The sequence below is a fragment of the Mesorhizobium sp. 113-3-9 genome (assembly GCF_016756515.1).
Classification (GTDB): Bacteria; Pseudomonadota; Alphaproteobacteria; order Rhizobiales; family Rhizobiaceae; genus Mesorhizobium.
On the sequence record NZ_AP023246.1, the window covers coordinates 1,656,445 to 1,675,473 of the forward strand.

The 19,029-nt window shown below is 63.3% G+C and carries 19 protein-coding genes; 12 read left to right on the top strand and 7 right to left on the bottom strand.

Going from position 1 to position 19,029, the window contains the following annotated elements:
• The first annotated feature begins 38 nt into the window (after positions 1-38).
• From MesoLj_RS08050 to MesoLj_RS08060, 3 genes are all read left to right on the top strand, one after another.
• Complete coding sequence (locus tag MesoLj_RS08050) at positions 39-800, top strand: Crp/Fnr family transcriptional regulator (protein ID WP_140772696.1); 762 nt, start codon at positions 39-41, stop codon at positions 798-800.
• Positions 801-1,055: 255 nt separating this feature from the next.
• Complete coding sequence (locus MesoLj_RS08055; protein ID WP_140772693.1) at positions 1,056-1,382, top strand: DUF883 family protein; 327 nt, start codon at positions 1,056-1,058, stop codon at positions 1,380-1,382.
• A gap of 11 nt (positions 1,383-1,393) precedes the next feature.
• Complete coding sequence (locus MesoLj_RS08060) at positions 1,394-1,852, top strand: hypothetical protein (RefSeq protein WP_202325654.1); 459 nt, start codon at positions 1,394-1,396, stop codon at positions 1,850-1,852.
• A 30-nt stretch (positions 1,853-1,882) separates the two neighbouring features.
• On the opposite strand, the gene MesoLj_RS08065 is transcribed toward MesoLj_RS08060, so the two are convergent.
• Positions 1,883-3,415, bottom strand: a complete 1,533-nt coding sequence (locus MesoLj_RS08065) for a sensor histidine kinase (RefSeq protein ID WP_202325655.1) — start codon at positions 3,413-3,415, stop codon at positions 1,883-1,885.
• Positions 3,416-3,569: 154 nt separating this feature from the next.
• Here MesoLj_RS08065 and MesoLj_RS08070 point away from each other — a divergent pair, with 154 nt between their 5' ends.
• The gene (locus MesoLj_RS08070; RefSeq protein WP_181179846.1) at positions 3,570-3,743 is read left to right on the top strand and encodes a hypothetical protein; all 174 of its coding nucleotides are present in this window, start codon (positions 3,570-3,572) and stop codon (positions 3,741-3,743) included.
• Positions 3,744-3,835: 92 nt separating this feature from the next.
• Here the strand turns inward: MesoLj_RS08070 and MesoLj_RS08075 are convergent, their stop codons facing one another.
• Positions 3,836-4,756 carry a diacylglycerol/lipid kinase family protein gene (locus tag MesoLj_RS08075; protein ID WP_202325656.1) on the bottom strand — a complete coding sequence of 307 codons (921 nt, stop codon included), beginning with the start codon at positions 4,754-4,756 and terminating at the stop codon, positions 3,836-3,838.
• Between the two features lie 282 nt (positions 4,757-5,038).
• Between MesoLj_RS08075 and MesoLj_RS08080 the strand changes: the two genes are divergently transcribed.
• Positions 5,039-6,355: a PRC-barrel domain-containing protein gene (locus MesoLj_RS08080; protein ID WP_202325657.1), complete on the top strand. Its 1,317-nt coding sequence runs from the start codon at positions 5,039-5,041 to the stop codon at positions 6,353-6,355.
• A gap of 94 nt (positions 6,356-6,449) precedes the next feature.
• Here MesoLj_RS08080 and MesoLj_RS08085 read toward each other — a convergent pair whose 3' ends face one another.
• On the bottom strand, positions 6,450-8,015 hold the full coding sequence (locus tag MesoLj_RS08085) for an alkaline phosphatase family protein (RefSeq protein ID WP_202325658.1): 1,566 nt from the start codon (positions 8,013-8,015) through the stop codon (positions 6,450-6,452).
• Positions 8,016-8,239: 224 nt separating this feature from the next.
• Between MesoLj_RS08085 and MesoLj_RS08090 the strand changes: the two genes are divergently transcribed.
• The 4 genes from MesoLj_RS08090 (at position 8,240) to MesoLj_RS08105 (ending at position 11,317) form a co-directional block, all read left to right on the top strand.
• Positions 8,240-9,172 carry a VOC family protein gene (locus tag MesoLj_RS08090; protein WP_140772681.1) on the top strand — a complete coding sequence of 311 codons (933 nt, stop codon included), beginning with the start codon at positions 8,240-8,242 and terminating at the stop codon, positions 9,170-9,172.
• Between the two features lie 4 nt (positions 9,173-9,176).
• A complete protein-coding gene (locus MesoLj_RS08095; RefSeq protein ID WP_202325659.1) occupies positions 9,177-9,812 on the top strand; it encodes an alpha/beta hydrolase in 636 nt (211 codons plus the stop codon).
• A 2-nt stretch (positions 9,813-9,814) separates the two neighbouring features.
• On the top strand, positions 9,815-10,114 hold the full coding sequence (locus tag MesoLj_RS08100; RefSeq protein WP_140772677.1) for a GNAT family N-acetyltransferase: 300 nt from the start codon (positions 9,815-9,817) through the stop codon (positions 10,112-10,114).
• Positions 10,115-10,258: 144 nt separating this feature from the next.
• Positions 10,259-11,317, top strand: coding sequence for a dipeptidase (locus MesoLj_RS08105; protein WP_140772675.1), 1,059 nt, complete (start codon positions 10,259-10,261; stop codon positions 11,315-11,317).
• 112 nt (positions 11,318-11,429) lie between these two features.
• On the opposite strand, the gene MesoLj_RS08110 is transcribed toward MesoLj_RS08105, so the two are convergent.
• From MesoLj_RS08110 to MesoLj_RS08125, 4 genes are read right to left on the bottom strand one after another with little or no spacing between them, the layout of a single operon-like run.
• Entirely contained in the window at positions 11,430-11,672 is a 243-nt protein-coding gene (locus MesoLj_RS08110) for a hypothetical protein (RefSeq protein WP_202325660.1), read from the bottom strand.
• A gap of 2 nt (positions 11,673-11,674) precedes the next feature.
• The gene (locus MesoLj_RS08115) at positions 11,675-12,934 is read right to left on the bottom strand and encodes an aminomethyltransferase family protein (protein ID WP_202325661.1); all 1,260 of its coding nucleotides are present in this window, start codon (positions 12,932-12,934) and stop codon (positions 11,675-11,677) included.
• 3 nt (positions 12,935-12,937) lie between these two features.
• Positions 12,938-14,518 carry a phytoene desaturase family protein gene (locus MesoLj_RS08120; protein WP_202325662.1) on the bottom strand — a complete coding sequence of 527 codons (1,581 nt, stop codon included), beginning with the start codon at positions 14,516-14,518 and terminating at the stop codon, positions 12,938-12,940.
• Positions 14,505-16,124, bottom strand: coding sequence for a phytoene desaturase family protein (locus MesoLj_RS08125; RefSeq protein WP_172348259.1), 1,620 nt, complete (start codon positions 16,122-16,124; stop codon positions 14,505-14,507). Before MesoLj_RS08125 ends, MesoLj_RS08120 begins: the two co-directional genes overlap by 14 nt.
• Positions 16,125-16,400: 276 nt before the next feature.
• Between MesoLj_RS08125 and MesoLj_RS08130 the strand changes: the two genes are divergently transcribed.
• From MesoLj_RS08130 to MesoLj_RS08140, 3 genes are read left to right on the top strand one after another with little or no spacing between them, the layout of a single operon-like run.
• On the top strand, positions 16,401-17,195 hold the full coding sequence (locus tag MesoLj_RS08130; protein WP_202325663.1) for a class I SAM-dependent methyltransferase: 795 nt from the start codon (positions 16,401-16,403) through the stop codon (positions 17,193-17,195).
• Positions 17,196-17,201: 6 nt separating this feature from the next.
• The gene (gene betI, locus MesoLj_RS08135; protein WP_056575858.1) at positions 17,202-17,888 is read left to right on the top strand and encodes a transcriptional regulator BetI; all 687 of its coding nucleotides are present in this window, start codon (positions 17,202-17,204) and stop codon (positions 17,886-17,888) included.
• A gap of 48 nt (positions 17,889-17,936) precedes the next feature.
• The gene (locus MesoLj_RS08140; RefSeq protein WP_202325664.1) at positions 17,937-19,019 is read left to right on the top strand and encodes an ABC transporter substrate-binding protein; all 1,083 of its coding nucleotides are present in this window, start codon (positions 17,937-17,939) and stop codon (positions 19,017-19,019) included.
• The last annotated feature ends 10 nt before the right edge of the window (positions 19,020-19,029 follow it).

Genomic DNA, 19,029 nt, shown 5'->3' on the forward strand with positions numbered 1-19,029 from the left:
GTGCCTGCTGACCGGCAGGCTTTCGAAGAGGGGTCGAAATGCCAGGGCAGAACGGGCGTGCTTCATCGAGCCGGCAATATCCTTGCGAGAAATGTCCGTTACGGCCATTGCCGGTTTTCCGCGAGTTCGAAAATCAGGAACTGGCCTTCATCAGCAAGTTCAAGAAGGGCGAGCTCGCGGTCGACAAGGGCGCCACGGTGCTCGTGGAGGGGAGCCATAGCGCTCATCTCTACACTGTACTGTCCGGCTGGGCGTTCCGCTACAAGCTGTTGCCGGACGGCCGACGACAAATTCTCAACTATCTCATGCCCGGCGATCTCATCGGCCTGCAAGGCAGCGTCATGGGGGAGATGCAGCATTCCGTCGAGGCCTTGTCGCCGATGCTGCTTTGCGTTTTTGAACGCGACAATCTGCACGAACTCTACCGCAACCATCCGGGTCTCGGCTACGACATCACCTGGATCGCGTCGCGCGAAGAACGCATGCTGGACGAGAACCTGCTCAGCGTCGGCCGCCGCAGCGCGATCGAGCGTGCCGCTTATCTGATTGCCTTCATAGCCAGCCGCGCCAAGGTCGTCGGGCTGAACGGCAAGCAATCCATCCAGATTCCGATCACGCAGCAGCACATCGCCGATACGCTCGGCCTGTCGCTGGTTCACACCAACAAGACGATCCGCAAACTGATGGACCGCAAGCTGATCCTTTGGCGGGACGGTGGCTGCGAGGTGGTCGACACTGAAGGGCTCAAGCAGCTCGCCGGTTGGGAAGGGTTGGGCGAGGGCCGTCGCCCACTGATCTGACGACACGCCCTCTCGCCATGGTTTGGTGATTGGTGCGTCCGTGCGCGTTTTCGGCTAGAGCAGTTCACTGTTTCACGGAAACAGCGAATTGCTCTATCTCTTTGCTTTTTGACGTAACTCCGAAGGGAAAGTGCTACGCACCTTTCCCGGGAAAACCGCTTCACACTTTTCCTGGAGTTGCTCTAGTTTATCCCGATACCGGAACCTTGAGACGCAAGGCGCGTTTGAAATCGAGCAATCACAAGGAGTTAAGCAATGGCAACCGCCGCAGGAAAGACCGCCAACGAAGCGCGGACGAATTCGGACCTCGAAGCCGACATCAAGCAGTTGAAGGCCGATATCGACAAGCTTACCAAGCAGTTGGCCAAGACCGGCGAACACGGCTACGGCACGGCGCGCCGTGCGGCGGCCGAGGGTGTCGAGCAGTTGCGTGCCCAGGGGGAAGCGGCCTTTGACAGCCTGCGCGGCAATGCCAGGGATATCGAGGCACAGATGGTGGCGAGCGTGCGCGAAAAGCCGGTGACGTCGCTGGCGATCGCCGCGGGCGTCGGCTTCCTCTTCGCGCTGCTCGCGCGTCGCTAGATCCGCCCCAGATGGGACTGCTGGCATCCCTGCTTTCGGGTTTCGCCTCGGGTGAAACCGTGGCCGCCATACGTCGCGCGCGTACGGCGGCCATCATCTATGCGCTTGCCGCGCTGGCGGCTTTGTGCGGTCTCGGCTTTCTGGTCGGGGCAGCCTATATCTGGGCCGCGGCCCGCTATGGATCGTTCGCGGCGGCGCTTGGCTTCGGTGTCGGCTTCCTGGTGATCGCCGGCCTCGTTCTTCTCGTCCATCGCTTGATGTCCGGCGCCCGCGCCCGCCGCGAGGCGCGGCGGCGCAACGCCGATATGAAGGCGATCGGCATCACGGCCGCACTTGCCGTGCTGCCGGCCTTGCTCAAGGGAAAGGGCGGCCTCGGCGTGGTTCTGGGCCCGGCCGTGGCGCTCGCCGCCTATGCCATATACCGCGAGAATACGAAGCCCGACGATCCGGATGGCGGGCACGAGACATGACGCCGCCGCTCTGATCCTCGATAGGATCCGTCACTTGGACAGATCTTCCAGCGGCATCGATATTTCGGCGAAGACGCCTTCGGGCCGGAATTCATGGGTGACTTCGCTTGAAATGACCTTGGCCAGGCTGCGGCGGATGAGAATCGAGCCGAAGCCGTGGCGCTGCGGCGGGGCGACTTCAGGGCCGCCGCTTTCGCGCCAGGTCAGCACCAGGCGCCGGTCGCCCTTCCTGCCTTGTGTCTTCCAGCCGAGGTCAACCTTGCCCGATGCAACCGACAGCGATCCATATTGCAGCGCATTGCTGGCCAGTTCGTGCAGGATGAGCCCGAGGCCGACGGCCTGGTCGGGCGACAGCAAAAGGTCGGCGCCGGAGATGGTGATACGCGGCTGGTCGTCGGTGTCAAAGGGCCTGATCTCTATCTGGACGAGTTCGCGGATGCCGATGCCACGCCACTCGCGATCGGACAAGAGATTGTGGGCGATGCCCAATGCCTGAAGCCGGGCGCCAAAGGCGTCTAGGAATTCGCTCGGCTGGCGGGCATGACGCACGGTCTGCGTCGCCAGCGCCTGGACGGTCGCCAGCGTGTTCTTGACGCGATGGTTGAGTTCGCGCAGCAGGAGCCGCTGCCGCTCTTCGCCGAGCTTGCGTTCGGAAATGTCGTAGTTGACGCCAAAGATCAGCGTCGGCTTGCCGTCGCCGTCGCGCTCGATGACGCTGCCGCGCGTGGCCACCCAGCGCGGCGGATGAAAGTCCTTCACCCGGTATTCGCCGAAATAATCGTCGCTGCCGGTCAAGGCGTCACGAAAGCGGGTTTCGGTCTGATAGACGTCGCGCGGATCGATGGCGGTCAGGATGTCGCGTGCCCGCAGCCGGGTCGAACGCGGCAGGTTGAACAATTCCGACAATCGCACATCGCACTCGATGATGTCCGTGCGGACATCCCATGCCCAACTGGCAAGCGACGCCGCATCGAGCGCGATGGCACGCCGCTTCTCCTCGCGCGCAAGTGCTGCCTCGGCGATGGCACCGCTGCGGGTCGCGTCCTTCAAGGCGAACAGGCTGGCGGCGAGTCCTGCCAGCGTCTTCAGCTGGTCGAGCTTGGCCTGTGACGGAAAGGCATGTGGCTTGCGGTCGAGCACGCACAGCGTGCCGATCCTGGCGCCTGCCACGAGCATCGGCGCGCCAGCGTAGAAACGCACATGGTGCTTGCCGGTGACCAGCGGATTGGCCTTGAAGCGAGGGTCTGTCGTCGCGTCGGTCACCACCATGGGATCGTCGCCGGCTGCGATGGCGTGGGCACAGAAGGAGATGTCGGTCGAGGTTTCGGTCTCGTCGAGCCCAAAGCAGGACTTGAACCATTGCCGCTCGACATCGACGAGCGTCACCAGGGCGACCGGCACCTGCATCACGGATGCGGCAAGGCCGGTGATGCGGTCGAAATCCGGGTCGGCCGCCGTATCCAGCATCTCCAGCCCGTGCAGCACGGCCAGCCGGTCTTGGTCCTCTATCGAGCGCGCGACCTCGGCCGGCAGGCTCGTCCCTATTTCCGCCTTGCTATTCACCCCAATCCCCAATGCCCATGCCGGTCTTCGCCGTCTTGCCAAACCACCGACCCGCTACGGGCTCGCTTTCCCGGAACCATCCTAGCAGGGAACCGTTACCCGACCGTGTTTTGCCGAGTGCGCCAACAGGCGCAGAACGAAACAAGGATCGGCCATGACCAAGATCATTCCTGAAGACAAAGCGCGACAGGGCCGATGGGGCTGGCACGGCCTGCGCATCCTGATCGCCGCGCTGCTGCTGGCTATCGCTGCCTGGGGCATCGCCGAAATCTATGGTGAGGTGGCCAAGACACCGGCGACGCAGCAGGGAAGCGCGCCGAGCGGCTAGGGCAATTGCGGGAAAGGCGTGAAGCGGCTTTCCGTCCGGGATGGCGTCAAGACAATGCTCCGGATTTTCGGCCGTCATGGTTGGGGATCGCATCAGGCGGCCTTTGCCTCGGCGATGCTGGCGGGCACCAGGACGTTCAACGCACAAGGCTTGATCTCGATGGTGGTTTCACGATCAAGCCGGACCAGTTCACCATCCATGACGGCGCGGAACTTCCTGCTGCCGGAATGGATTTTCAGGACAGTGCGGTCGGACTGATGGATTTCGACATGTTCATTGTCGCGCCATTTGCCGCGCGCCACGTTGAAGAGGAACTTCACCAGTTCGGCACGCTGCTGCGCCACCGTGACGTAGATGCCCAGCACGCCGCCCGAAGGGTTGTCCGCATAGGGAAGGTGGCCCTCGCCGAACAGATTGTTGGTGACGCCGATGCCTGTTATGCGCGCCGTCATCTCGGCGTCCCCGATGCCGAGCGTCACGTTCATCGCAGGCGGGTTCTTGATCGTCGCCCACGCCGCCTTGGCCGAAGCTCCGATCTTGCCCAGGCGCGACCCGAATTCCATGCCTTGGCGCAGTTGCACCATCTTGGCATGCATGCCGATCGAGAACTGATGGACGAAGGGTTGGCCATTGGCCGTGGCCATGTCAACCGCGATGATCTCGCCGTCGGCGAAGGATTCCAGCGCGGCGTCAAGCGACTGCGGAATGCCGAGACCGCGTGCGAACAGGTTCATGGTGCCGGCCGGCAATATGGCAAGTGCCTTCTTCTTGCCCATCAGCCTGGCGGCCGCGGCTGAAATAGTTCCGTCACCGCCACCGGCGAGCACTACATCGACGGTGCGGCGCGAGGCAGCGCTGTCGAGGGTTTCCACAACGTCCTTGCCGGCAACGACATCGATGCTGAGAGAATGGCCTGCCGTCTCCAGCGTCTGGCGCATCCTGTCGGAAAGGGCGGCGAGGTCGGTTGTGCGCAAGGTGCCACCGTCCCGGTTCAGCACCGCCGCAAATTTCATGCCCCGCTCCGTCTGTCAGCCAAAATGTGCCGGGCGAGCCCAGCCGCAGGCTGAAACGTGACGGTACGGGAAAGGTTCCATTCGAACGATGCAATTCAGCGCATGGTCTCAGGCCGCCGTGCAACCGCTCCGTGTTTTTTCGCCGCCGGATCCAGGCCAATTTTGTCGGAACAACAGCATGGTCACGACGTTGTGAACCCGTAGAGATGCCACGCCCGATCTTCCCAGCGACGGTTCAATCGGGCGCGGCGTGCACGAAATCATGCACGAGGAGAGACTATCATGATCCGCACCCTTTTTGCCACGACCGCACTCGCAACGCTGATCGCGACCGGCGCCTTCGCACAGAGCGCGACGACTCCGGTTCCGGCGGACGCCCCCGCCGTTCAGGAGCCGGCCGCAGCCGCTCCGGTGCCGCGCGCCGAAGGCAGCATCGTCACCAACATCATCGGCGAATCCGTCTATAACGGCACGGGCGACGACGCCGAGAACATCGGCAAGGTCAGCGATGTCGTCTTCGACAAGGATGGCATGGCGAAATCCGTCGTCATCGGCGTCGGCGGCTTTCTGGGCGTAGGCGCGAAAAATGTCGCCTTCGACTACGACAAGCTGCAGTGGGCCGAGAAGAATGGCGACCGCTGGCTGGTTGCCCAGACAACCAAGGAAGAACTGACGGCGCATCCGGAATTTGACAGCAAGCCCTATGGGCCCGCGCCGGCGCCAGCCGCTTCGACGGATGCGACAGCTCCCACGGCCCCCGCGACAACGGATACAGCGCAGAAACCTGTCGACATGAATGCCACCCCGGCTGAGCCGGTGAAGCGCGCCGACGGCAACCTTGCCACCAATATCATTGGTGAGACCGTCTACAACGGCACCGGTGACGACGCGCAGAATATCGGCAGTGTCAACGACATCGTGCTGTCCAAGGAGGGCAAGGCCGAATCCCTGGTTATCGGGGTGGGTGGGTTTCTTGGCCTAGGCGCCAAGAATGTCACCTATGATTTCGGCAAGGCACAGTGGGCCGAGAAAAACGGCGACCGCTGGCTGGTGGCGCAGACGACAAAGGAAGAGTTGCAGGCGCAGCCGGATTTCAACCGCAAGGCCTATGATCCGGTGCCGGCAACCACGGCTTCCAACGAGCCCGCGGCGACAGCACCGGCCACGACCACGGCTCCCGCCGCCGCTCCGGCGGACAAGACAGCCGAGGCTCCGGTCGCGACGGCTCCCGACCAGACGCAGACGGCTGCCATCGACAAGTCCACGCTGACCGCGATGCCGGTTGGTGAGATCAAGGCCGACGACCTCAAGGGCACCACGGTCTACGGCGCCAATGATGCCAAGGTCGGCGAGATCGGCGATGTCGTGCTGACGCCCGACAACAAAACCGATGCCGTGATCGTCGACGTCGGCGGCTTCCTCGGCATCGGCGGGAAGGAGGTCGCGGTTGGCCTGGATAATCTCAAATTCATGACCGACAAGGACGGCAAGAAGTATCTCTACACGACCTTCACCAAGGAACAGCTGCAGGCGCAAACCGCCTATGACAAGGGCAGCTATACCGAGAAGCGCGACCAGCAGCGGATGATTGTGAGGTAGGGCAGTAGGGCAGTAGGGCAGTAGGGCAGTAGGGCAGTAGGGCAGTAGGGTGCGGCGTCGGTGCTGGTATATCCAAACATACTGCCTTACTGCCTTATTCCCCTATTGCCTTACTGACATGGCCAACCACGCCATTTTCCGTCAATTCCGCCAGCGCCAGTGACTGGTCGAGATGTTCGGCCCGCCAGGCGAGAAGCCGCTCGGCGAATTCCAGACGGGTGGACAGATGTGCGGGGCTGTTGGCGAGGTTGGTCAGTTCGCCCGGGTCCGCCTCGATGTTGAAAAGCAACGGCGGCAAGCCGCCGCCAAAATGCACGTATTTGAATTTCTTGGTCCGGATGACCGCCAGGTTGCACTGGCGAGAGTCAATGCCGAAAGCCGCTTCGGCCTCGCCGCCCGCGATCGAGCGGAAGTCGAATTCCCAGTGCGCGGCATCGCGCCAGCTGGCCGGGGTTCCGCCGCTCAGGAATGGTTTCAGCGAACATCCGTCGAGATGCGGTTTGGGCGGCTCGCCAAGCAGGTCCACAAGCGTGGGCAAGATGTCCACCGCTTCGGTGAAGCGATCGATGCTGGTGCCGGCAGCCTTGCGATGTCGCGGATCGCGAATGATCAGCGGAATGTGGTAGCTGCCGTCGAAATAGCCGCCCTTGCCCAGCATGAAATGATCGCCCATCATTTCGGCGTGGTCCGAGGTGAGAATGATGATGGTGTCGTCCCAGGCGCCTGAAACCTTGACTGCCTGCCAGATGCGGCCAAGCTGTGCGTCGACCTCCGAAATCATGCCGTAGTAAATCGCCCGGATGCGGCGGAAGTCATCCTCGCTCCAGTCGTGCACCCTGCCTGTCGCGCCGGGACGGAACTTAGCGCGTTTCTGGCGGCTAAGATCATAGGCGAGATAGGGATGGCTCTGAGCTTCAGCCCGCCAACTCTCCGCCCGGTGGAACGCCGGGCCATCGGCCGGATCATATAGCGTGTTGTAGGGCTCCGGGACGATGAAGGGTGGATGCGGACTGATGAAGGAGAGATGCGCGAACCAGGGCGTGGCCTGCTCCTGCTCGCCGAGCCAGCGGATGAACTCGCCGGCAAGGAAAGCCGTCGGCGTATGGTCTTTCGAATAGATTGGCGGTGCCTCAGTCACCGCGTCGGCGTCGCCTTCCTCGTCTACGGGACGATGGATGTCGGGAGATCCGGCGCTAGCATCGATGCCGCGCAGCTTCAGCCAGGACAGCCATTGCTTCTGGTGCTCGGGCAGCAGTTGGCGCACCGTGAATCCAGGCAGTACGCCTTCATAGCTTTTCAGCCTCGGATCGCCTGAACTCATGAGGCGCGGATCGAGCGACACGTCGGTGTAACCGAACAGGGTCGGATCGTAGCCGAGGCCGCGCGCGTGCAGAGCGATGTTGCCGTGGCGGGCGTCAAGTGGCGAGCCGTTGCGGCAGACCCGGTTGTTCATCTGGTAGAGGCCGGTGTAGAGGCAGGCACGGGCCGGCGAACAGGGCGCCGCGCCGCCATAGTGCCGCTTGAACAGCACGCCTTCCGCAGCCAGTGCATCGGCATTCGGCGTCTTGACAACGGAGTGGCCGGCGGCCGACACGCAATCGCCGCGCCACTGGTCGCAAGTGATCAGGAGAACGTTGGGGCGCCTGGCTTTTCCTGTCACTCGCGATACCTTTCGCTGTATGTTCGACGCCGCTCATGGAAACGATTTCCGGCAATGGCGCAAGGCCGCTCTCGTTAGCTAATTGGTGAACAAATCTCTTTTGATTGTTCACTTTTACAGCACAGTCCATTCTGCGTTTGCCGCCTTTGCCGCAAGCGGTGGTGTCCTCATATTGGCGTGGACAGCGGCGAGGGCCGCACAAACACAAGGGAAGGAGCAAGACAATGCTCGACCAGATCAAGGGCCTCCATCACGTCACCTCGATGGCTGGGGATGCGCGCCGGAACAATGATTTCTTCACCCACAAGCTCGGCCTGCGCCGGGTCAAGAAGACAGTCAATTTCGACGCGCCCGACGTATACCATCTCTATTATGGCGACGAGGTCGGCACGCCCGGTTCGGTGATGACCTATTTTCCGTTTCCCAACATCGGCAAGGGCCGCCGCGGCGTCGGCGAAGTCGGCACCACTGTCTACTCCGTGCCGCAAGGCACGCTCGCCTATTGGGAAAAGCGCTTCGCCGACGAAGGCGTGGCGGATGTCTCCCGCGAGGAGAGCTTTGGTGAGAAACGGCTCAGATTTGCGGGCCCCGACGGCGACGGTTTCGCGCTCGTCGAGGCCAAGGCCGATAGCCGTGCGCCCTGGGTCAAGGGCGGTATTCCGGCCGACGAAGCGATCCGTGGCTTCCATTCGGTCGCGCTTCGGCTGAAGGATGGCGGCGCCACCGAAGAGCTCTTGAAATTCATGGGCTACGAGGAGATCGAGAAGTCGGGCAATGTCAGGCGGCTGGCCGTGAAGAACGGCAATGGCGCCGATGTCGTCGATATCGAATCGCTGCCGACCGCGGCCTTCGCCGATCTCGGCGCCGGCTCTGTCCACCATGTCGCCTTCGCCGTCGAGAACCGCGCCAAGCAGCTCGAAGTGCGCAAGGCGTTGATGGATACGGGTTATGGAGTGACACCGGTGATCGATCGCGATTACTTCTGGGCGATCTATTTCCGCACGCCGGGCGGCGTGCTGTTCGAAGTCGCCACCAACGAGCCGGGGTTCGACAGGGACGAGGACACCGCGCATTTGGGCGAAGCGCTGAAGCTGCCGACGCAGCACCAGCATCTGCGGCCCTATCTCGAACAGCATCTGCAGAAGCTGGAAGGCTGAGACCATGAGCAAGGACGCTTACATCCACAAGGTGCTGCCCGGTTCGCCGGGCGGCCCCATGCTTTTCGTCTTCCACGGCACCGGCGGCGACGAGAGCCAGCTTCTGTCGCCGGGGCGCGATCTCATGCCCCAGGCCACCATCATCTCGCCGCGCGGCGATGTGTCGGAACACGGCGCGGCGCGCTTCTTCCGCCGCACCGGTGAAGGCGTCTACGACATGGACGACCTTGCGCGAGGGACGAGCAAGATGGCTGAATTCGTCAAGGCGCATGTCGAAGCAGCCCATGTCGGGGCGGCAAAGCCGTCGGCGGTGCTCGGCCTCGGCTATTCCAACGGCGCCAACATCCTGGCCTCGGTGGTGTTCGCCGAGCCTGCACTGTTCGACGCCACGGTGCTGATGCATCCGCTGATCCCGTTCGAACCGAAGGTGGAAGGCAGCCTCGCCGGCCGACACATCCTGCTGACCGCCGGTAAGCGCGATCCGATCTGCCCGCCGAACCTGACGACGCGGCTCGAAGCCTATTTGCGTGCCGACGGCGCCGATGTCACAGTGGAGTGGCACGAAGGCGGGCACGAAGTGCGGCCAAATGAAATCGAAGCGGCGCGGCGGCTCTTTGCCGGTGTCGCTCAAGGAGTTTAGAAATGCCCGACCAACTGCCTGAGATCGAATTGGAAGACCGCGGCTCCAAGGGCCGCTATGTCCTGCGCGGCCCCGGTGGCGCCGAGGCCGAGATGACCTTCACCAAGATCGGCGAGCACCAGATCATCATCGACCACACGGAAGTGCCGGACGCGTTTCGCGGCCAGGGTGCCGGACTTCGGCTGGTCACCCGCGCCGTCGAGGACGCGCGCGCGGCGGGCAAGAAGATCATCCCGCTTTGCCCGTTCGCCAACGCCCAGTTCCGCCGCCATCCGGAATGGGCCGACGTGCTGAAGCAGTAGCGAGCCGCACTTCGTCGACAGGCGGCAGCGGGGGGATAAAGGGGCAACTCCCGCTGCCGGTTGGCTTTGTCATTTGCCGCGACCGGATATCTTGCCTAGATATGATATCTCGCCGTGCCGACAAACGAACTGAATGATCCCCTGATGACCGAAACAGACCTCGTCCCCGTCTTCGACGGCCACAACGATACGTTGCTGCGCCTTTATCAGTCCAAGAACGCGGACGTCGAAAAGCTGTTCATCGAGGGGAAATCGGGCGGTCATATCGACCTGCCGCGCGCGAAAGCCGGCGGCTTTGCCGGCGGCATGTTCGCGATCTTCCCACCCCCGGTCGAGAAGGCCAGGCGAAGCGCCGTGCCATTGGCGCCCAGCGACAGCGAGCCGCTGCCGCCGGAGGTGCCGCGCGCCGATGCGCTCAATTCGACGATTGCGATGGCTTCGATCCTGTTCCGGCTGGAAAGGGCCGGGGCGCTTGCCGTCTGCCGCAGTGCCGGCGACGTGCGCAACGCCATGGCGCAAGGCACGATTGCGGCAGTCTTCCACATCGAGGGCGTCGAGGCGATCGATCCCGAACTCACCATGCTCGATGTGCTGCATGCCGCCGGCCTGCGTTCGCTTGGCATCGTCTGGAGCCGTCCAAATGCCTTTGGCCACGGCGTGCCGTTCCGCTTTCCGTCCTCGCCGGACACGGGCCCGGGCCTGACCGATGCCGGCAAGGCGCTGGTCAAGGCCTGCAACGAGCTGAAGATCATGATCGATCTTTCGCATCTCAACGAAAAAGGCTTTCGCGATGTCGCTGGGCTCAGCGATGCGCCGCTGGTCGCCACGCATTCCAACGTGCATGCGATATGTGGCCACTCGCGCAATCTGACCGACTGGCAGCTCGGCGCGATCCGCGAGTCCGGCGGCATGGTCGGGCTGAACTTCGCAACCGGATTCCTGCGCGAGGACGGCCGCATGAATGCCGATACCAGCCTCGACATCATGGTGCGCCATGTCGATTCCCTGCTGCAGGCACTGGGCGAGGATGGTGTCGGCCTCGGCTCGGATTTCGACGGTGCCATGATCCCGGCCGTCATCGGCGACGTCGCCGGCCTGCCGAAGTTGATCGATGCGCTGGCCGAGCGTGGTTTTGGCCGGGCGCTGATCGAGAAGATCGCTTACCGCAATTGGTTGAGCATGCTTGAGCGCACGATAGGTTGAGGCGACAATTGTGGACGATCGAGATTGAGGCGCCCCAAACGTCGTCATCCTAGGGTCTGCGCGCGTCGCTTCGCTTCCTGCTCCGCCCCAGAATGACGAGTGATGGGAAAGCCTAAGCACCCATCCTTTTGAGCCAATCCTTACCGACGCCGCGATCGCGGATGATCGGCAGCGGATCTTCAGAATCAAGCCGCGCGCAGATGCGGTAGACCTCGAGCGTCTCGGCGCTCATCTCGTCGCGCTTGTAGAAGAACATGGCGGCGGCGTAGCGGGTGCGGCCCGACCATTTTTCGCCGAGCGGCGTGTTGACCAGCTCCCACTGCTCGGCGGCCTCCAGTTCCGCGTCGTCGGCCATGGTCAGAAATCCGCCGGCGGATTGGCGGTGCGGCGGTCGAGTTTTATAAAGGGCCGCGCCACCACCTTGGCTCGCTTCATCAGCTTCTGATATTGCAGCTCGCGCATGGCGTAGATCTCGACCCAGAGGTCGTCCACAATGGTATCACCATAGGGCCGCGCCAGCGAGGCGATGGCGATGTTGCGCTTGGCCATCGGCGACCACATGGCGGCGCTGACCAGGCCAACCTCCTGGCTTTTCTTGTGGTAGACGATGGCGTGTTCGGCGGGGATGTTGCCTTCGATCTCCAGCCCGACCAGCACATGGCGCAGCTTGCGTTTGGCGCGCGCTTCGAGAATGGCGCGGCGGCCGTTGAAGTGGCCTTTCTCCGGATCGATCATGAAGCCGAGCCCGATCTCGTCTGGCATGCGCAGGCGATCGGCGCGGATGGCATGTTCGGCGGTGGTGAAGTCGGCATTGGCAACGATCAGCCCGGCCTCGAGCCGTGCGCGGTTCAGCGCGGTGTAGCCGATGGCACGGATGCCGCGCAGTTCGCCCGCCGCCATCAGCCGATCCCACAGGCTCAGCGCCTTGTCGGCGGTCACAAACAACTCGTAGCCGAGATCGCCGGTGAAGCCGGTGCGCGAGATGGTGACGGTGCCGCCGTCATGGGCGAACTCGGCGAGGTCGAAGATCTTCAGTCTCTCGACGCCGGTGAAGCCGGCATCGCGCAGCACGGCGAAGGAGGTTGGCCCCTGCAGGGCGAGCCCGGCGACGGCCTCGGTTTCTTCCTCGACGGTGACGTCGAATCCAATGGCGCTGTCCAGTAACCAGGGCAGATGCCGCTCCTGCGAACACAGGCGAAAGCGCGTCGGCGACAGGCGAAACAGCGTGCCGTCGTCGAGGACAAAACCTTCGTCGTCACACCAGGCGGTATAGTGGACACGGCCAGGTCTCAGCTTGGTCACGTCGCGCAAGGTCACGCGGTCGAGAAGGGCCTCGGCATCCGGCCCCTCGATCCGGTATTTGGTCATCGGCGAGATGTCGAACAGCGCCGCCTGGCTGCGGATGGCGAAATATTCCAGCTCCTCGTCCCACAGCGAATGCGGCGCGCGGTAGCCTGCCCAGTTGTACCAGTCCTCAGTCCTGGCCAGCGTATCGAGGCGCGGCTGGAACGGGGTGCCGAGGCGCAGCGTGCGGAAATGGCCTTGCGCGGCGATGTGTGCGGAAACGGCCGCACTGGCGGTCTTTGCAACGGGCTTCTTCCTGGTTGCCTGGGTCATGACCTACCTCTTCATCGCAATGATGCGCCGCGCGGCATTGAGGCCGGGTGCGCCGGAGACACCGCCACCGGGATGCGAGCCGGCACCGGCCAGGAACAATCCTTCAAGCGGCGTGTCGTAGCCGGACCAGCCCGAAACTGGACGCGAGATCAGCATCTGGTCGGCCTGCAATTCGCCGTGGTGCCAGTGGCCGCCTGGCATGCGATAACGCGTCTCGATATCGGCCGGCGTCAGCAACTCGGCATGGACGACGCTCTTGCCGATGCCGGGCGCGTAAGCCTCGAGCTGCGCCATGACAGCCTTGAGGAATTTCGGCTTGCCGGCAGCCCAACCTTCTTTCAACGCATAGGGCGCGTATTGCACCACAGCCGACAGCACACAGGCTCCGGCAGGTGCCAACGATGGATCGGCGAGACTGGGCAGGGTGATCTCCATGACCGGCTCGGGTGAGAACTCGCCATACTTGGACGGATTGAAGGCGCGTTCGACATGATCGGGCGAAGGCGCGATGACCAGCCTGCCCTTGTGGCCGGCGGCATCGACGCCGGCGAATTGCGGTGGCCGATCGAGCGCCAGATTGAGTTTCGCCGCGTCGCCTTTCATCCGAATGTTCTTCACCTTGCGCACGAAGCCGGTGTCGAGCTCGCGGGGCCCGACAAGGTCGAGGAAAGTTGTCGCCGGATTGATGGCGGAGATGACCGTCCTGGCGCGCAGCTCCTCGCCGGTGTCGAGCGCGACGCCGACGGCACGGCCTTTCTCGACGATGATCTTTCCGACGGGCGCCGATGTCCGGACGGTGACGCCGGCCATCTCCGCCGCCGCGCGGATGGCGGCGACAACGGCGCCCATACCGCCTTGCGGCAGCATCTGTGCGCCGGACGCACCGCCGATCTCGCCGGCGAGGCGATAGTAGAGGCCGAGCAGCGAGGTCGGCGAGCGCGGGCCGAGATGGCTGCCGAGTGTCGCATCGAAGGCGAGCAGGCCTTTCAGCCTGTCGTCCGCAAGCTGCTCGTCGAGCAGGTCGGCGACGTTCATCAAGAGCACGCGCAGGAAGTCGCGCATGTCTTCCTTGCCGAGTTTTTTCAGCGCCAGCGCGGTCTGGCCGAGTGACGCGGTCTCGAGCAGCGACATGCCGGCGAGATCGGGCGCGCGGCGCGACAAGAAAGGTTTCAGGATGCCGGCATAGCGCAGCAATTGCGCACGCAGTTCCTTCCAGGCGGATTGCTCGGACGCGCTGGCGCCGGTCAGCACCTCGCCATAGGCGCCATGCAGCATCAGCGCTGGGCCGTCTTTCGACAGCGCCACTGACGGCAGGAAGTCGGCGCGGGCGACTTTTAGCCCGTGCTTCTCCAGCTCCAGCGTCTTCACCACGTCAGGATGCAGACGGTTCAGCACATGGGCGATCGATGAGACGCGAAAGCCCGGCGCGAACTCCTCGGTGCGCGCCGCGCCGCCGGTTTCGCTGCCCGCTTCCAGCAGGAGCACCTTGCGGCCGGCTTTCGCCAGCGTGGCCGCGGCGACGAGACCGTTGTGGCCGCCGCCGATGACGAGCACATCCCATTTTGGTGCATCAAATGACGTCATGGGCAGGGCTCATATGCGAGGTGGATTTGGCGAGATCGCGCAGGATTTCGGCGGCGGCATTGCGGCCGGGCGCGCCCATGACGCCGCCGCCGGGATGGGTAGAGGAGCCGCACATATAGAGCCCGCCGACCGGCGAGCGGTATTGCGCGTAGCCCGGCACCGGGCGATTGAACAGAAGCTGGTCGAAGGTCAGTTCGCCCTGGAAAATGTTGCCTTCGGTGAGGCCGACCTCGGCTTCGATCTCGCGCGGCGTGCGCACCTCCATGTGGATGATGCGGTCGCGGAAGCCCGGCGAATACTCTGATATCTGCGCAATCACGCTCTCGGCGAAGCCGTCACGATCGGCATCGGTCCATTCGCGGCCGTTCACCTTGGGCGGCGCGTATTGCACGAAGCAGCTCATGAAATGCTTGCCCGGCGGCGCCATGGTCGGATCGAGCGTCGTCGGGATCACCATGTCGAGGAAAGGGTCGGCCGACCAGCGCCCGGCCTTCCAATCGTCATAGGCGCGCTCCATGCGTTCCATCGAATCGGTGAAGTGCATGTCGCCGCGATAGACCGGCGAATCCTTCGGCAGCGCCGGGAATTCGGGCAGCGAATCGAGCGCGATGTTGACCTTGCCGGAGGAACCGCGGATCTTGAAGTTCCTGACCCGACGCAGGAAAATGTCGGGCAGTTCCTTTTCCTCGACCAGCTTCAGGAAGGTGCGCTTCACGTCGGCATTGGAGACGACGAGCTTGCCGTAGATCTCCTCGCCGCCTGCCAGCACCACGCCTTTGGCTTTGCCGCGTTGGACCAGCACATGGTCGACCTCGGCGCCGGTGCGGATGGTGCCGCCCGAGGCCTTGAACGACGCGGCCAGCGCCTTGGTGACCGCGCCCATGCCGCCGCGCGCATAGCCCCAGGCGCCGACCGAGCCGTCGACCTCGCCCATATAGTGGTGCAAGAGCACGTAGGCCGTGCCGGGCGACATCGGCCCAAGCGCCGTGCCGATGATGCCGGACAAAGCGAAGTTGGCCTTGATGACATCGGTCTCGAAATACTCGTCGAGAAATTCCGAGATCGACATGGTCCAGAAGCGCAGCGTCAGCGCCATTTCTTCCGCCGACAGGCCGGCAAACTTCCTGCCGAGATAAAGCAACTCGCCGAGGTCGCGCGGCTTGAGGCTGGTCGGGTCGGGCGCGGTGCGCATCAAGAGCGGCTGGATGAAACGGCACTGCCGCGTCACGTCGCGGGCGTAGCGATCATAGGCTTCGGCGTCGCGTTTCGAGAAGCGGGCGAATTCGCGCCGGTGCGCATCATGGTCGCGATAGTTGGCGAGGTAGTCGCCGTCGCGGGTGAACACCGCGCCGCCCTCATAGGAAATGACCTGCAGGCCGAAGCGCGGCAGTTCGAGGTCGCGCATGATTTCGGGGCGGAACAGCGAACAGACATAGGAGCAGTTGGAGTAGAGGAAGCCGGGTGTCAGCTCGCGGCTGGTGGCGGCACCCCCGACCCAGTCGTTCTTCTCCACCACCAGCACGTCGAGCCCGGCGCGCTGCAGATAGCAGGCGTTGACCAGGCCGTTGTGTCCGCCGCCGATGACGATCGCGTCCCAAGCTTTCATTGTGGCCCAGTCTCTTTGTTCCTGCGCAATTCCCAGGGGAAAGAGCTGTGCGGTTTCCCGGAAAACCGCTCATGCTTTTCCTGGAATTGCCCTGTACGACCCGCTGTTCATTTTTGCGTGATCTGTTCCCGAATATGCGGAATTTGGCATGGTATCGGCTGTTTTGTCCAGCCATTCTGAATGAATGTTCAACAAACGATGTTGCGTTTTCCCGGGCATGCGCTAGGCTTTGCCGGCGTTCGAACTGGGCAATCATCGATTGGGGATCGAGGGCTGATGATCGAAACGGCAGATGCCGAGCCGGAGTATGACGACACCGCGATCCGCTTCCTCGAGGCGCTGTGGGGCGAGGGCTACCTGTCGCCGGGCGGCCCTGATGAGGTCGACCGGGTGGTCGAAGGGCTTTCGCTCAAGGGCAAGACGATCCTCGATATCGGCTGCGGCTCCGGCGGCATCACCTTGCATCTGGTCGAGCATCACGGCGCCGCCCACGCCACCGGCTTCGATGTCGAACAGCCGGTGATCGAAGCAGCCAGACGGCGAGCCGCGGCGCGTGGCTTCGCAAATCGCGCCAGCTTCGTTCAATCGTCTCCCGGACCGCTGCCTTTCTCCGATCGCTCCTTCGATGTCGTCTTCTCCAAGGACGCGCTGCTGCATGTGCCTGACAAGGACGCGTTGTTCGCCGAGATTTTTCGCGTGCTGAAACCGGGCGGCGTCTTTGCCGCCTCCAACTGGATGATTGGGCATGACGGCGAACCCTCGCCTGAGATGAAGGCTTATGTCGCGGCGGAAGGTCTGTCCTTCACCATGGCATCGCCGGCGCGCTATGCGCAGGCGATGCGAAGCGCGGGCCTTGCCGACATCACCGTCAGGGACCGCAACCCCTGGTACCGGGAGGTGGCGCGCGGGGAACTCGCACGGCTCAAGGGACCGCTCTACGCCCGAGCCGCGGCCGCGGTGGGCGCGGCCTATGTCGACAAGAACATCAAGACCTGGGAGGCAATGCAGAAGGTGCTTGACAGTGGCGAGCACCGTCCCACTCATCTGCGCGGTTGGAAGCCGGTTGGATAGCCGGCAATGCTGGAGACCGTCACATCCATGAAGACTTCCGAGGCCAGGGACGTTCTCGCCGAAACGACGCGAAAGAGCGACGCCGAAAAGCGCGGCCGCAAGGCTTCGAAGGAGGTCCGTCAATTGCAGCTGATCGAGGCAACGATCGATTCCTTGGCCAGGCGTGGCTACGCCGAGACGACGATGGCCGATGTCGCCGATGGCGCGGGCCTCTCGCGTGGCATCGTCAACTTCCATTTCGAGAGCAAGGAAAAGCTGCTGATCGCGACCCTGCAGCATATGTATGACGAGTACTCGGCGCATTGGCGCGCCGCGCTGCAGAAGGCAGGCGACGATCCGGCACGACAGCTGCAGCAACTGGTGTGGGCCGATTTCGACCGCTCGATCTGCAACAAACGCAAGCTGGCCGCCTGGCTGGCCTTTTGGGGCGAGGCCAAGTCGCGGCCCACCTATCAGGCGCTGAGCAGTTCGCGCGATAATTATTACCAGCAGGTCTTCATCGATCTCTGCACGGCGCTCAAGCAGAGCGGCGCGTATGCCTATGAGCCGCAGGTGATGGCGCTGGCGCTGTCGGCCATGCTGGAAGGGCTGTGGCTGCGGCTGATGATGGGCACCGAGGACACAACGCGCGAAACAGCCTTGCAGGCGGCCAATGCTTTTTTGGCCGCTGCCTTCCCGAAGCACTACGGTTAGCAACAGCCGGCCGCCAAGACCGGCAAGACCAAAAGAGGATGGAACAGCATGAAGAAACTTAGCCGACGCCTGACATTGACATTGGCGCTGGGCGGCGCGCTTGCGGCTTCGGCGGCAGCGTTCGCCGTCGCCGCGGACAAGGACCTGATCGTGTTCGACTGGTCCGGCTACGAGGACCCGAGCTTCCACCCGAAATATGTCGAGAAGAACGGCGATTCACCGACCTTCGCCTTCTTCGGCGACGAGGACGAGGCGTTCGAGAAGGTCCGTTCCGGCTTCAAGGCCGATCTCGGTCACCCCTGCTCACAGAGCGTGACGAAGTGGCGCGAAGCCGGGCTGCTGCAGCCGCTCGACACCTCGAAGATCGCGGGCTGGAAGGACCTCAATCCCGGCATCATGGCGATGAAAAACCTCGCCACGACCGATGACGGCAAGGCCTGGTTCATGCCGTGGGATTGGGGCAACACGCAGCTCACCTACAACTCCTCCAAGATCGACGCCAAGGACGTGCAGTCGCTGAAGGCGTTCGCCGATCCGAAGTTCAAGGGTCGGGTGTCGATCGGCGACAATGTCGACGACGCCTATGCGCTGGCGAGCCTTGCCATCGGCCTGCGGGACTGGACCACGATGACGGACGACCAGTTCAAGCAGGCGTCCGACTTCCTGCGCCAGGTGCACAAGAACGTCCGTTCCTACTGGACCGACACCACCGATATCGTCCAGTTGCTGTCGGGCGGTGAGGTCGACCTCGCCTGGGCCTGGAACGATGCGACCGTGCAGTCCGTCAAGGCAGGCGTGCCGATCAAGTCCGTAAAGGACACCAACGAAGGCATCTCGACCTGGGTTTGCGGCTACGTGCTGTTCAAGGACGCGCCCGGCAACATCGACAAGGCCTATGATTATCTGAACGCCGTCAACGATCCGGAGACCGCCAAGGTGCTGGTCAAGGACTGGGGCTATGGCCAGGCCAATGCCAAGGGCATGGCCGGTGTCGACCAGGCGATCCTGAAGGAAAAGGGCTATGACGACGTGCAGAAATTCGTCGACAAGACGCTGTTCCAGTCGCCGCTGCCGTCCGACCTCAAGCTGAAGATGATCGCCGAATTCGAGAAGATCAAAGCCGGGTACTGAGTTTCGTTCC